The sequence below is a fragment of the Thalassobius sp. MITS945101 genome (assembly GCF_047123305.1).
GTDB lineage: Bacteria > Pseudomonadota > Alphaproteobacteria > Rhodobacterales > Rhodobacteraceae > Thalassobius.
In genome coordinates, this window is the sequence record NZ_CP138918.1 from 352,304 (window position 1) to 365,531 (window position 13,228).

The following is a 13,228-nucleotide window of genomic DNA, read 5'->3' on the forward strand; positions in this document are numbered from 1 at the left end:
CACAGATCAGTAGCTGTATTCGCCGTAGATCTTGCTGAGGTCGCCTGCCCATTCGCCGTTGTATTTGGCCAGCAGCTCATCCGCAGGCACCTGCCCTGTTTCAAGCGATTCCTTCAGCGCGTTGAGGAAATGGGTCTCATTCGGCACCATGCCGCCCGCCCCTTCTTTGGCGCGCGCGATCAATCCGGCCTCAGAAATCTCAACAACCTGACGGGCAAGATCGTGCATGTTGATGTCACCCACCTGCGCCTGCAACCCGTCCACCGAAGCCGCAACCCGCAGCGCTTCGCGGGTTTCCACGTCCCAGCCTTTGGCCAGATCCCAGGCCGCGTCCAGCGCGGACTGGTCATACATCATGCCCACCCAGAAGGCCGGCAGCGCACACAACCGGCGCCAGGGGCCGCCATCCGCGCCGCGCATTTCCATGTATTTCTTGATCCGCGCCTCGGGGAAGATTGTGGTCAGGTGATCAGCCCAATCGCTGAGCGTCGGCACTTCGCCGGGCAGCGCGGGCAGTTCGCCTTTCAGGAAATCGCGGAAGGACTGGCCCAAGGCGTTGATATACTGGCCGTCGCGGTAGACGAAATACATCGGCACATCGAGCGCATAGTCAACATAGCGATCAAACCCCATGCCGTCTTCAAAGACAAATGGCAGCATACCGGTGCGCGCATCATCCAAATGACGCCAGACATTTGACCGCCAACTTTTGTGGCCGTTCACCTTGCCATCAAAGAAGGGCGAATTGGCAAACAGCGCGGTTGCCACCGGCTGCAGCGCCAGCGCCACACGGAATTTCTGCACCATGTCGGCCTCGGACGCGAAGTCCAGGTTCACCTGAACGGTGCAGGTCCGGTACATCATGGATTTCCCCATGGTGCCGACCTCATCCATATAGGATGTCATCAGCTTGTATCGGCCTTTCGGCATCACCGGCATTTGCTCATGGTCCCAGACCGGGGCGGCGCCCAGACCAATGAAACCCACGCCAACCTTATCGGCGATGTCCTTCACGTCTTTAAGGTGCTGGTTCACCTCATCACAGGTCTGGTGGATGTTTTCCAGCGGAGCGCCGGACAGTTCCAACTGTCCCCCTGGCTCCAACGAGACATTGGCACCGTCTTTCTGCAGCCCGATCAGTTTGCCACCTTCTTCCAGCGGCTCCCAGCCGTGGCCATCGCGCAGACCTTCCAGCACCGCCAGCACCGAGCGTTCGCCCGCATAGGGGATCGGTTTCAGCGTGTCTTTGCAGTAGCCGAACTTCTCATGTTCGGTGCCGATGCGCCAATCGTTGCTGTCGGGTTTGCAGCCCGACGCCAGATATTCGGCCAGTTGATCACGATGTTCGATCGGCCCGCCGCCGGACTGGGGGATGGACATGGCTTGCTCCGTTCGTTGCGTCGCGTGCGCCCTCAGGACGAGGGCTGCGCAGGTTTGAGATCGCCAGACTTGTGGCCAATATAGAGGATTGTCAATGCAGCTTTCGCATCTCAGCGTGCCACAGCAGGATGTCTTCGCTTAAGGGTTCGTCCAATGCGGCCTGAACCACCTGCATTTCAAGGCCCGGCAGGTTTGAAAACACGTCAAAAAGCGCCTCAGCGCCTTCGGCGTTCACAGGAATGTCAAGCGGCGTGGTGTCCTGCGCCAGCAGGTACCAGTTCTTGGAGCCATCATCGTTCAGGATCATCCGCACCGAGACCAGCCCCTCAATGGCCAGGGTGCCGCCGGTTTGCGGGCCAAAATAGGCAACCCGCCCTTCGTCGACCACGACCACCCCCTCGCCACCGCCCTTTTGTTTGAACCGCGCCCGGCGCACTGCCAGCACCACCCATGTCACCCCAAGGATCGTGATCAACGCGCCCAGCGCCCGAAACAGACCAAAAGAGGTCAGCACCCAATGCACGCCCAGCGCGGTCATAAGTGTAGCAATCAACACCTCGCGCCAGCGGCGCAGCCCTTCGGCGGCTTCGGGTCGCATGAAGCTCATGAACGGGATCCGATCTCTGCAGGTTTCTTCGACACGGCCACACGGTAGCTGCCAACGCGCTGAAAACCAATGGCTTCGTAGGCGCGTGAGGCCGCATCGTTGTTGGAAAACAGTATCGCGGTTTTCACCCCTTCGGCCCGCACCTCCGCCAGATGGGCGGCCACTACGCGGCGGCCATAGCCCTTGCCGCGACGGTCTTCGGGGGTGAAGACACCGCCAATTTGCACCATATCCGCAAACCGCGCGTTGAAAGCGGTCATGGCAACGGGGCGACCATCCGCAATCAAAAGCCGCGTCAAGTCCCCCTTGATGGCATTGACGGCGCGGCCGATGGCCCATTCCGCCGCGTTGTCACCGGTATAAATGCCAGTGTCTTTGCCATAGGCCAGAAACCAGAAGGTCAGCAGATCCACATCCAGGGTTTCCGGGGCGCGAATTGTGCCCTCATGCGGCACCAGCTGATCCAGTTCCAACCGGTAGAGAGGTTCTGCGTGATTGACGCTAAAGGCCTCTGCCGCCACGCCCAGCGCCTCAATGGCCTGTAGTACCTGTGCATCAGGCCCGGTCAGACCGCTGACCGACCGCCCTGCCATCGCCCGCATGAAGGTGGCCCAGTCCTCTGCCTCGGCTTCTGGGGCCTGACACATGGCATAGCCTTCATTGGTCAGGCCAAAGACCCCGATCAACGCGCCGCGGCGCATCTGCAGCAGAAACTGGGTGCCGTGCGGATGGTCCAGATTGCCGATCCCGGCTGTCGCGAGGTTGGAGCGCAGGAACATCGAACTGTTGGGATGCCCTTGCAGGAAGCCCTCAATCAGTGCCTCATCTCCAGCCACCGCGGGCCGGATCATGCCCAATCCCCAAGATGCTGCTGCCAGATGGTCATTGCTGCCACCGCCGCTGTGTCCGCCCGCAGGATGCGCGGGCCAAGGCTAACCACATGGGCAAAGGGCAAGGCATGCAGACGTTTGCGCTCCGCCTCTGAAAACCCACCTTCGGGGCCAATCAGAATGGCCCATTTGTCATGACCGGCGACCGCGCCGAGCGCCTTGCCGGCGCCAACCTCGGCCTCATCACAGAACATCAGCTGACGGTCTTCGGGCCAATCCGCCAACACGCGGTCCAGTTTCTGCAAATCGCAAACCTCCGGCACATAGGTGCCGCCACATTGCTCTGCCGCCTCCACGGCGTGGGCTTGCAGGCGGTCCTGCCGGATCCGTTCGGAATTGGTGAAATCGGTCTGCACCGGCACAATCCGCGCCGCGCCCATTTCCGCCGCCTTTTCGACGATAAAGTCTGTGCGTGCCTTTTTGATCGGTGCAAACAGCAGCCACAGGTCCGGCGGCATCTGCAACGGCCGCATCTGTTCATGGCAGGCCAGTTCGCCGCCGCGCTTTCCGGCCTGTGTCACCTCGGCCCGCCATTCGCCGTCCACCCCGTTGAACAGGGCCAATTCCGCCCCGATCTTCTGACGCATCACGCCAAAAAGATAATGGGCCTGGTCGCGGTCCAAGGGAACCGATTGCCCCGGCCCCAAGGGATGATCTACATAAAGACGGATTTTGATGCTCATGGAGCCATTCTTATGCCCGACCACCCCCATATGCCAGAGCCTAAAGGCCAAGTTTCTGATGCTGTAACGGGCAATTGGGTGGATCATCTGGCCCCCGCCTGGAGCCGCCCCTACCTGCGGCTCAGCCGGGCGGATCGCCCTATCGGGACGTGGCTGTTGCTGCTGCCGTGCTGGTGGGGGCTGATGCTGGCGATGCTACACGATGGGCAGGCACGCTGGCAGGATCTGTGGATCTTCTTCGGCTGTGCTATTGGCGCCTTTCTGATGCGGGGGGCCGGCTGCACCTGGAATGACATCACCGACCGCAAGATTGACGCCGCGGTGGAACGCACCCGATCACGGCCGATCCCGTCGGGGCAAGTCAGCGTCGCCCAGGCGCTGATCTGGATGGCCCTGCAATGTCTGATCTCGCTGGCGATCCTGCTGAGTTTCAACACCGCCGCGATCATCGCGGGGTTTGTCTCGATCCTGCCGGTTGCCATTTACCCCTTTGCCAAACGGTTCACCTGGTGGCCGCAGGTCTTCCTGGGGGTGGCGTTCAACTGGGGCGCACTGCTGGCCTGGATCGCCCATACTGGGTCCCTGCATCCGGCGGCGGTGGTGCTCTATCTCTGTGGTATCGCCTGGACGCTGTTCTATGACACGATCTATGCCCATCAGGACAAAGAGGACGACGCCCTCATCGGGGTAAAATCCACCGCACGGCTGTTTGCCGAGGAAACCCCGAAATGGTTGAAACGGTTCCTGATCCTTGCGGTTCTGTTGATGGCGGGCGCGGTGATCCTGTCGATGGCGGGCAACGGGGGCTCTCCTTTTGCGATCCTTGTGGCGCTGCTGGGGGCCTGGGGTTTTGGGGTGCATATGGTCTGGCAAATGCTGCGCCTGGACACCGAGGACACCCAGGTTTGCCTGAAACTGTTCCGCTCCAACCGCGACACGGGGCTGATCCCTTTGCTGTTTTTCGCCGGTGCCCTGTTGATTTGATTGCGCTGCGAGTCCCAGCACCCTAAACATTCTGCGACCAATACTAATGACCGGATGACATGCGACTGTCTTCGTACCTACTAATCGCGGCCCCCTTTGGCCTTGCTGCTGCACTCAGCGTTGCTGCCGCCGGAGGGATCGTGAATGTCATCGAGGACAGCTCGGAGCTGAATGTCCGACGGGGGCTGGATGACACCGGCCTCAGCTGGGCCGAGGTGCATGCCAACGGCCTGCAGGTATACCTGACCGGCACCGCCCCCTCCGAGGCTCTGCGGTTCAAGGCCATCTCCACCGCTGGTGCCTGGGTGGACGCCGCCCGTGTGATCGACCAGATGGACGTGGCCGACAGCATGGGACTGGAAGCGCCGCGTTTCTCCATCGAAATCCTGCGCAACGATATGGGCCTGTCCCTGATCGGCCTGGTGCCTGCGGAAATGGACCGAGAGGCCTTGCTGGCGCGGGTGGCCAAGATCGAGGGGATCGGCAAAGTGTCGGACCTGCTGCAAACGGCGGATTATGACACGCCGCAAGGTTGGGACCGCGCGGTGGACTACGCTCTGGACGCGCTGAGCGAGCTGCCCCGATCCAAAATCTCGGTCGAGGCCGATAAGGTTGCGATCACCGCAATGACCGACAGCCAGGAGGCGCAGCGCCGTCTGGAACGGCAACTGACCCGCAAGGCCGACATGCCACTGGAACTGGCGCTCTCCGCACCGCGTCCTGTGTTGACACCCTTCACCCTGCGCTTCCTGATCGAAGACGGCGTGGCCCGGTTTGATGCCTGCTCGGCCGACAGTGAGGCCACCGTAGACACCATCCTGGACGCCGCAGAAGCCGTCGGTCTGGAAGGCGGCAGCGCCTCTTGTACCGTGGGTCTGGGCGTGCCATCGCCGCGTTGGGGCGACGCCACGGCGCAGGCCATTGCGGCAATGGGGGCTATGGGGGGCGGCTCCGTCACGTTTAAAGACGCCGATGTTTCGCTGGTTGCCGCGATGGGCACCGAACAGGCCTTGTTTGACCGCGTTGTTGGGGAGTTGGAAAACAGCCTGCCGCCGGTCTTTTCACTGCATTCCGATCTGCCACAGCCGGTTTCCGAAGAGGACGGCGCAGGCGAAGCGCCTGAGTTCACCGCCACTCTCTCCCCGGAAGGTCAGGTGCAGCTGCGTGGCCGCCTGAGCGGTGAGCTGGCGCGCAATGCCGCAGAAAGCTTCGCCACGGCCCGCTTCGGCACCGACAGCGTACACAATGCCGCCCGTCTGGATGAGGCCCTGCCAGGCAACTGGTCGCTGCGGGTGCTGGCAGGGCTTGAGGCACTGTCATTGCTGTCAAACGGCGCCGTAGTAGTAGCCCCAGATCTGATCACCGTTTCCGGCAACACCGGCCGCGAAGATGCCTCGGCCCGGATTGCCGGTTTCCTGGCGCAGAAACTGGGCGACGGGCAGCGGTTCGACATCAAAGTGACCTATCTGGAGAAACTTGATCCCGTGGCCTCGCTGCCATCGCCGGAAGACTGTGAGCTGAGCGTCAATGAGATCCTGCGCAACCGCAAGATCACCTTTGAGCCCGGCTCGGACACCCCTGCGGCTTCGGCACAGGCGGTGTTGGATGACATTGCCACAGTGCTGAAAGAATGCGGCGACGACATCAAGTTCGAGATCGGCGGCCACACCGACAGCCAGGGCCGCGAAAGCATGAACCAGGCGCTGAGCCAGGCGCGTGCCGCCGCGGTGCTATCGGGGCTGCGCGAACGCCGCCTGCTGACCTCCGCCTACCGCGCCGTGGGTTACGGCGAGACACAGCCTATTGCGACCAATGACACCGAAGAAGGCCGCGAGGCCAACCGCCGGATCGAGTTCAAACTGATCCGGCCCGAAGCCAGCTCCAGCGACGAAGAAAGCGCGCTGGATGCGGTAGCAGCCTCGGAACCAAACCCAGAAACAAATACTGCGGCGGAGACCGCGGATACAGAAACAAACGCGCAGACGAGCGAAGGGAACTGATCGACATGGAGCGGACGCAATTCATTATGGCTACGGCGATCATCCTGTTTGTGGCGTTTTGCATGGGCTGGTTTGCCTTCTGGCTGATCCACCGCTTCACCCGTGTGTCGAAATCCGACATCGGTGAGCTAGAACGCATGGCCCAGGAGCTGCATGAAGCCGAAGAGACCCGCGATCAGGCCATCACCTATCTGCAACAACGCGAGGCCGAGCTGACCACCCAGCTGAGCCAAACCGAGGCCGAGCTGTCAGCCACCATGGACGGGCTGCGCGAAGCCCGCCACGAGGCCGAAGAACTGCGTGCCTATATCGAGCGTGTCAATCAGGGCTAAGCCCCGCTTCAGAATGCAAAAAAGGCGGCTCTGGGCCGCCTTTTGTCGTTCTGGGGCAACGCGGCGTCACAGATCGTCGTGGCGCTCCAGCGCATCAAGTTCGTTCAGCAGGTCCAGCAATTGCTCGAGTTTATCTTCACCCAAAGAGGTCTTCAGCCAGGCATTCAGACGCTGGCTTTCGTGCAGGTTGTCGAGGATCAACTGGCGGCCTGCATCGGTGATCTGCACCTGCTGTTTACGCCGGTCGGTGGGATGTGGCTGGCGGGCGATCATCGCTTTGCCTTCCAAGGTTTGCAGGATCCGCGTCAGCGACGGCAGCAGCAGGCAGGAATGTTCGGCAATCTCAGTCGGATCCAGCACGCCGCGTTCATCAAGCACCCGCAACACCCGCCACTGTTGCTCGGTCACACCGGCATTGGCCAGCATGTGCCGGATCGGCCCCATGACCTTCTCCCGCGCCCGCAGAAGGGCGATAGGCAGGGAACGATGGGTGAGCGGTGGCAGGGTTTGTTCTTGATCCATAACTCTTTAGTGCCTCTGATTGTCACAAACCTCAAGTTGTGGCTTGTCCCGGAAGGGGATTTTTTCTTATCACGTTAACAATATAGCACAAATTCGACCGTTTCGCCCGTGGAACTGGCAGGATGCCTCCGGCGGGGATATTTGGGCCAAGAAGAAGGCGTGGTCGTACAAGATGGGAGAGTTGGGGATGTTGGAACAGTTGGAAGCCCTGGTCGGTGCAGGCAATGTGGTGCGCGGGGCAGATATGGCGCGCTGGTCCAGTGACTGGACCGGGGCCTATGCTTTCACCCCTTTGGCTGTGGTGCGGCCTGGCACAACCGAAGAAGTATCGGCAGTGGTCAAATGGGCCAATGAAACGGGCACCCCGATTGTACCGGTCTCGGGGAACACGGGGCTGGCCGGCGGCACGCGGGCTGAGGGGGCCTTGATGCTGTCGCTTGACCGGATGAACAAGATCCGCGAGATGCGGCCCGAGGCCCGGGTGGCGATTGTGGAGGCCGGTGTGATCCTGTCCAATCTGCATGCGGCGGCGGATGCGGAAGAGATGATTTTCCCACTGACCTTTGGCGCCAAAGGATCGGCCATGATTGGGGGCTGCCTGTCGACCAATGCCGGTGGGTCCAATGTGCTGCGCTATGGCAATACCCGCGATCTGGTGCTCGGCATCGAGGCGGTGCTGCCCAATGGTGAGATCATGAATATCATGAGCGAGCTGCACAAGGACAACTCGGGCTACAATCTGAAACATCTGCTGATCGGAGCTGAGGGCACGTTGGGCATCATCACTGCTGCGGTGTTGAAACTGCACCCCAAACCCGGCGCCTATGCCACTGCCATGGTGGCCCCCCCGTCTCTGGACGCGGCGCTGGTGTTGCTGAACCGGCTGCAGCAGGCAACGGGTGGGGCGGTTGAGGCCTTTGAATATATGCCGCGCAAACACATCGAGGTGCATAAGCAGATCAATCCCGCCGCACGCGAGCCCTTTGAGGCGCCGCAAGACATCAATATTCTGGTGGAAGTGGGTGCCACCGCGCCACGGGATTGCCAGGTCGGGGACGACGGGCAAACGCCTATTTCCGCCTATCTGGAAGACACTCTGATGGCGATGTTTGAAGAGGGCATGTTGCTGGACGCGGTTGTTGCCACCAGCGAAGCGCAGCGCCAAGAGATGTGGGAACGGCGTGAAGCGGCGGCGGAGATCAGCATGACCCACAAACCCTTCCTGGCCAATGATATTGCCGTGCCTTTGGACAAGGTCGCGACCTTCCTGACCGCAATGGAGGCCCGCCTGTCCGCAATTGATCCTAAGGCTGAAGCGATCAGCGTGGCGCATTTGGGCGATGGCAATGTGCATTACACGGTCTGGCTTTCGTCAGATGATGCCGCGCAACGCGATCAGATCATGGAAGCCGTGGAGGATGAAGCGCTGGCGCTGGGGGGATCGTTCTCGGCCGAGCATGGCATTGGCGTGTCGAAGCTGCCGTCCATGCGGCGGCGCAAAGATCCTGTAGCACTGGCGGCGATGCAGGCGGTGAAAGGGGCGCTGGACCCCAAGGGCATCATGAACCCGGGCAAGCTGCTGCCATAGTCTCCGCAGGGAGTAATTGACTTTGTCAATTAACATGTGAATTACTTAGCGCAGACCAGAGGATTTTGAACGCCCGCAACGGGCAGACGAAAGGAATGCGCTGATGACCCAACCCCTTGTGATGATTGCTGGCGGCGGCATTGGCGGCCTGTCGGTGGCGCTGACCCTGACCCAGATCGGTGTGCCCTGTGTGGTGTTCGAAGCCGTACCCGAGCTGAAACCGCTGGGCGTCGGCATCAACCTGCAGCCCAACGCGGTGCGCGAGCTTTATGACCTTGGCATCGGGGCGGAGGATCTGGATCAGGTCGGGGTGCCGACCAAGGAATGGGCTCTGGTGGGCCGCAATGGCAATGACATTTACGCCGAACCACGCGGCCTGCTGGCCGGCTACAACTGGCCGCAATACGCGGTGCATCGGGGCGAATTTCACATGCTGCTCTACCGCAAGCTGGTGGAACGAGCGGGCGAAGGCGCTGTGCGGCTGGGCCAACGGGTTGTGGGTTATGAAAACAACGCCGATGGTTCGGTGACCGCAATCATTGAGCAGCGCGATGGCACCTCCTTGCGCGAAACCGGCACCTTGCTGATCGGCGCAGACGGCATTCATTCCCGCGTGCGGGCGAAGATGCACCCTGACCAGCCACCGATCCAATGGGGCGGCATTGTCATGTGGCGCGGCACCACTTTGGCCAAACCGCATCGCACGGGGTCTTCCTTCCTTGGGCTTGGCAGCGACACACATCGGATGGTGATCTACCCGATCTCCTACCCTGACCCCGAAACCGGTCTGGCCTGGATCAACTGGATTGCCGAGATCACGTTGGAGGACACCGAAGGTTACGATGTCTCCAGCTGGTTCCGACAGGCGGAGCTTGATGAGTTCAAACATCATTTCGACGGCTGGACCTATGATTGGATGGATGTGCCTGCCCTGTTGAATGGCTCAACCGTGGCCTATGAGAACCCAATGATTGACCGTGATCCGGTGCCTTACTGGGTGGATGGCGCGGCCTGTCTGATGGGGGATGCGGCCCATGCGATGTATCCAACGGGATCCAACGGGGCCAGTCAGGCGGTGATTGATGCGCGCGAGTTGGGCATTGCGATGCTGGAACATGGGGTGAGCCGTGCAGCAGTGCAGGCGTTCAACGACAAGCTCTGCGGTCCGGTGTCCGAGCTGATCCTGCGCAATCGGGGTGCTGGCCCGTTTGGTCTGCTGAACATGGTTGAGGACCGTTGCGGCGGTGAATTTGACAATATCGACACGGTGATCCCTGCAACGGAGCGGGCAGAGTTCATGGCGAAATACAAATCCGCCGCCGGTTTTGCGATTGAGACGTTGAACAATGCCCCGCGCATGATTGCTGAAGGGGCGCGGGTAAAGCTTTAGGCCGAACGGTTCGAAGGTCTTCAGGTCTCATGACACACAAAAGGGCGGGAGAATCCCGCCCTTGTTACATTGCGATACGACGAACCTTAGCCGCGCCAGCTGAAGAAATCCGGCCCCGCCTGCGCCAGCATGTCCTTGGCCATCGCTTTGCCCAGCGCCGCCCCGTCGGAGATGGCGCAGAAACGCTCGTCGCGGATCACCTCGGACCCGTCGGGGCGCAACACCTCGCCGCGCAGACGCAGCTGACCGTCCTCCAACGTGGCCAGACCCGCAATCGGGGTTTCGCAGGAGCCATCCAAAGCGGCCAGAAACGCCCGTTCAGCCGCCAGACGTTGGCCGGTTTCCGCGTGATGCAGCACCGCCAGCATTTCGCCCGCGCGGTCATCGTTTTCACGCCGTTCAATGCCAATGGTGCCCTGCGCGATGGCGGGCAGCATATCTTCGGGCGCAACCTGAGAGCGGGCGGCGTCTGCCATGCCCAGCCGGTTCAGGCCTGCCGCCGCCAGAAAAGTTGCATCGGCCACGCCGTCTTCCAACTTCTTCAGGCGGGTCTGAACATTGCCGCGGAACTCCACCACCTTCAGGTGCGGGAACCGGTTCAGCAACTGGGCGCGCCGACGCAGCGAGGAGGAGCCGACAACCGCACCTTCCGGCAGGTCCTGCAGGCTCTGATACTTCAGCGACACAAAGGCATCGCGCACATCTTCACGCGGCAGGAAGGTGTCCAGCACCAACCCCTCGGGCTGTGCCACCGGCATGTCCTTGGTAGAATGCACCGCAATGTCGATGCCACCTTCCAGCATGGATTGTTCAATCTCTTTGGTGAACAACCCCTTGCCGCCCAGCGTTTTCAACGGTGTATCCGTTTTGATCAACGCCATGTCATCACCGGTGGTTTTGATAACCACCACCTCAAACGCCGCCTCGGGCAGGTCAAAGGCCGCCATCAGGCGCGTGCGGGTTTCATAAGCCTGGGCCAGCGCCAGCGGGGAACCACGGGTGCCGATCTTCAGAGGCGAGGCGGGGGTGGGCAAAGTCAATGTCATAGCCGAAGCCTTAGCCGCGTGGCGCGGGTCAGGCAAGCCTCCAGCCCCTCGCCGCACCTGCGTCCTTTGGTTGCGGGGGGCGGCCGAGTCTTGACATCCACGCTGCGAGGGTGGACCAACCGGACAAGCAAAAGGAACCTGATATGTCCGAGCCAAAAATGCCGCAAAAGAAAATCCTGCGCGCCCTTGCGGGCGAAACCCTGCCCACGCCGCCGATCTGGATGATGCGTCAGGCGGGCCGCTACCTGCCCGAATACCGCGCCACACGGGCCCAGGCGGGTGACTTCCTGTCGCTGTGCTACAACAGCGAACTGGCCGCTGAGGTAACCCTACAGCCGATCCGCCGTTACGGGTTTGATGCGGCGATCCTGTTTGCCGACATCCTGCTGTTGCCGCAGGCCTTGGGGGCGGATCTGTGGTTTGTAACTGGTGAAGGTCCACGGCTCTCGACCACCACCACTGCGGATCAACTGGCCGCGCTGAAGGGCAAGGACGACATCCATGCGGTGCTGAACCCGGTTTATGAAACCGTCTCGATCCTGTCGCGCGAACTGCCCGCTGAGACCACGTTGATCGGTTTTGCCGGCGCCCCCTGGACCGTGGCCACCTATATGATCGCCGGTCGCGGCACCAAAGACCAAGGCCCCGCCCATGCATTGAAGGCCGAAAACCTGCCTGTCTTTGAGGGGCTTCTGGAGTTGCTGGTCGAAGGCACCATCGAATATCTGTCGAAACAGATTGAGGCTGGCGCCGAAGTGGTGAAGCTGTTCGACAGCTGGGCTGGCTCGTTGAAAGGTGAGGACTTCCGCAAATACGCGCTGGAACCCGCGAAACGCATCATTGCTGCCATCAACGAACGCCACCCCGGCGTGCCTGTGATTGCCTTCCCACGCGAAGCGGGTGACGGCTACATCGGCTTTGCCAAGGCCACCGGCGCGGATTGTGTCGCGGTCGACAACTCGGTTTCCGCTGAATGGGTTGCGGAACATGTGCAGGTGGATGGCTGTGTGCAGGGCAATCTGGCCTCGCGCCATATGGTCACTGGTGGTCAGGATCTGATCGACGACACCCGCCGCATCGTGAAGGCGCTTGGCAACGGGCCGCATATCTTCAACCTCGGCCACGGCATCACCCCCGATGCAGATCCTGAGAATGTACAACTGATGATCGACACGGTGCGCAACGGCTGATCGCTGCTGTTTTGAAGTTCCAGGGGCACCTTCGCGGGTGCCCCTTTTTTTGCGTGGTTCACATCAGCACATGCCACAGGGCGGCCGCGATCCAGAGGCCCAAGCCAAAACTGACGTGACCTATCAGGCTGCGTAGTCGGGCAAAGCCTGGCTTGGGTGTGCGGGCGGCGGCGAATCCCAAGCCAAAGGCCGGCTGCATCGCCGCAAAAGGCATCAGCACAGTGACGGCCCCAAAGCCCCAAGCCGCCCCCATTGTCGGCGCGGCCAGCCACCCTGGCCCGACAAGGGCCAGAAAGGTAATGCCAAACACCGCCCCCACCAGATAGTGCAGCACCTGCCCCAGTGCCGCCTCGCCCTGCTGCACCGGGGCCGCCCCAATGCCCCCTGCCATGCCATAGCTGAACACACCCAACCGCATCCGCAGAACCCAGCGCCCCAGCAGGGCATAGTCACGCCGGGGCCAGCCACAGGCGCGTGCTTCCCCCCATTCCCACAGATCCATAAACACAGTTGCGCCCAGGCCCAAAGCCACCCCCGCAGTGATCCATTCCATCTTGATTCATCCCTTGCTGTCATTGGCAGAAAGGGCAAAACTGCCACTTCAAGTCGACTTGAG

Annotated in this window: 13 protein-coding genes; 6 read left to right on the forward strand and 7 right to left on the reverse strand. The window is 61.4% G+C overall.

Going from position 1 to position 13,228, the window contains the following annotated elements; all coding sequences use genetic code 11:
• Positions 1-6: 6 nt before the first annotated feature.
• From SIC14_RS01780 to SIC14_RS01795, 4 genes are all read right to left on the reverse strand, one after another.
• Positions 7-1,380 carry a glutamate--cysteine ligase gene (locus SIC14_RS01780; RefSeq protein WP_412564137.1) on the reverse strand — a complete coding sequence of 458 codons (1,374 nt, stop codon included), beginning with the start codon at positions 1,378-1,380 and terminating at the stop codon, positions 7-9.
• Between the two features lie 91 nt (positions 1,381-1,471).
• Positions 1,472-1,987 carry a hypothetical protein gene (locus tag SIC14_RS01785; protein WP_412564138.1) on the reverse strand — a complete coding sequence of 172 codons (516 nt, stop codon included), beginning with the start codon at positions 1,985-1,987 and terminating at the stop codon, positions 1,472-1,474.
• On the reverse strand, positions 1,984-2,838 hold the full coding sequence (locus SIC14_RS01790) for a GNAT family N-acetyltransferase (protein ID WP_412564139.1): 855 nt from the start codon (positions 2,836-2,838) through the stop codon (positions 1,984-1,986). The genes SIC14_RS01785 and SIC14_RS01790 overlap by 4 nt, the downstream gene beginning before the upstream one ends.
• Entirely contained in the window at positions 2,835-3,560 is a 726-nt protein-coding gene (locus tag SIC14_RS01795) for a 16S rRNA (uracil(1498)-N(3))-methyltransferase (protein WP_412564140.1), read from the reverse strand. The genes SIC14_RS01790 and SIC14_RS01795 overlap by 4 nt, the downstream gene beginning before the upstream one ends.
• A 12-nt stretch (positions 3,561-3,572) precedes the next feature.
• Between SIC14_RS01795 and ubiA the strand changes: the two genes are divergently transcribed.
• The 3 genes from ubiA to SIC14_RS01810 are packed head-to-tail and all read left to right on the forward strand — an operon-like array spanning position 3,573 to position 6,876.
• Positions 3,573-4,544: a 4-hydroxybenzoate octaprenyltransferase gene (gene ubiA / locus SIC14_RS01800; RefSeq protein WP_412564141.1), complete on the forward strand. Its 972-nt coding sequence runs from the start codon at positions 3,573-3,575 to the stop codon at positions 4,542-4,544.
• A 59-nt stretch (positions 4,545-4,603) separates the two neighbouring features.
• On the forward strand, positions 4,604-6,544 hold the full coding sequence (locus SIC14_RS01805; RefSeq protein ID WP_412564142.1) for an OmpA family protein: 1,941 nt from the start codon (positions 4,604-4,606) through the stop codon (positions 6,542-6,544).
• 5 nt (positions 6,545-6,549) lie between these two features.
• A complete protein-coding gene (locus SIC14_RS01810; RefSeq protein ID WP_412564143.1) occupies positions 6,550-6,876 on the forward strand; it encodes a hypothetical protein in 327 nt (108 codons plus the stop codon).
• A gap of 66 nt (positions 6,877-6,942) precedes the next feature.
• Here SIC14_RS01810 and hpaR read toward each other — a convergent pair whose 3' ends face one another.
• The gene (gene hpaR, locus SIC14_RS01815; RefSeq protein ID WP_412564144.1) at positions 6,943-7,398 is read right to left on the reverse strand and encodes a homoprotocatechuate degradation operon regulator HpaR; all 456 of its coding nucleotides are present in this window, start codon (positions 7,396-7,398) and stop codon (positions 6,943-6,945) included.
• Positions 7,399-7,585: 187 nt separating this feature from the next.
• Here hpaR and SIC14_RS01820 point away from each other — a divergent pair, with 187 nt between their 5' ends.
• Together SIC14_RS01820 and SIC14_RS01825 are read left to right on the forward strand one after the other, a co-directional pair.
• Positions 7,586-8,986, forward strand: a complete 1,401-nt coding sequence (locus tag SIC14_RS01820) for an FAD-binding oxidoreductase (RefSeq protein WP_412564145.1) — start codon at positions 7,586-7,588, stop codon at positions 8,984-8,986.
• A 103-nt stretch (positions 8,987-9,089) separates the two neighbouring features.
• Positions 9,090-10,376 (forward strand): flavin-dependent oxidoreductase, encoded by a 1,287-nt coding sequence (locus SIC14_RS01825; RefSeq protein WP_412564146.1) that lies wholly within the window; start codon positions 9,090-9,092, stop codon positions 10,374-10,376.
• Between the two features lie 86 nt (positions 10,377-10,462).
• Here SIC14_RS01825 and hemC read toward each other — a convergent pair whose 3' ends face one another.
• Complete coding sequence (hemC, locus tag SIC14_RS01830; protein ID WP_412564147.1) at positions 10,463-11,422, reverse strand: hydroxymethylbilane synthase; 960 nt, start codon at positions 11,420-11,422, stop codon at positions 10,463-10,465.
• A gap of 158 nt (positions 11,423-11,580) precedes the next feature.
• Here hemC and hemE point away from each other — a divergent pair, with 158 nt between their 5' ends.
• On the forward strand, positions 11,581-12,612 hold the full coding sequence (gene hemE, locus SIC14_RS01835; protein ID WP_412565809.1) for a uroporphyrinogen decarboxylase: 1,032 nt from the start codon (positions 11,581-11,583) through the stop codon (positions 12,610-12,612).
• Between the two features lie 58 nt (positions 12,613-12,670).
• Here hemE and SIC14_RS01840 read toward each other — a convergent pair whose 3' ends face one another.
• Entirely contained in the window at positions 12,671-13,165 is a 495-nt protein-coding gene (locus tag SIC14_RS01840) for a DUF2938 family protein (RefSeq protein ID WP_412564148.1), read from the reverse strand.
• Positions 13,166-13,228 lie beyond the last annotated feature (63 nt).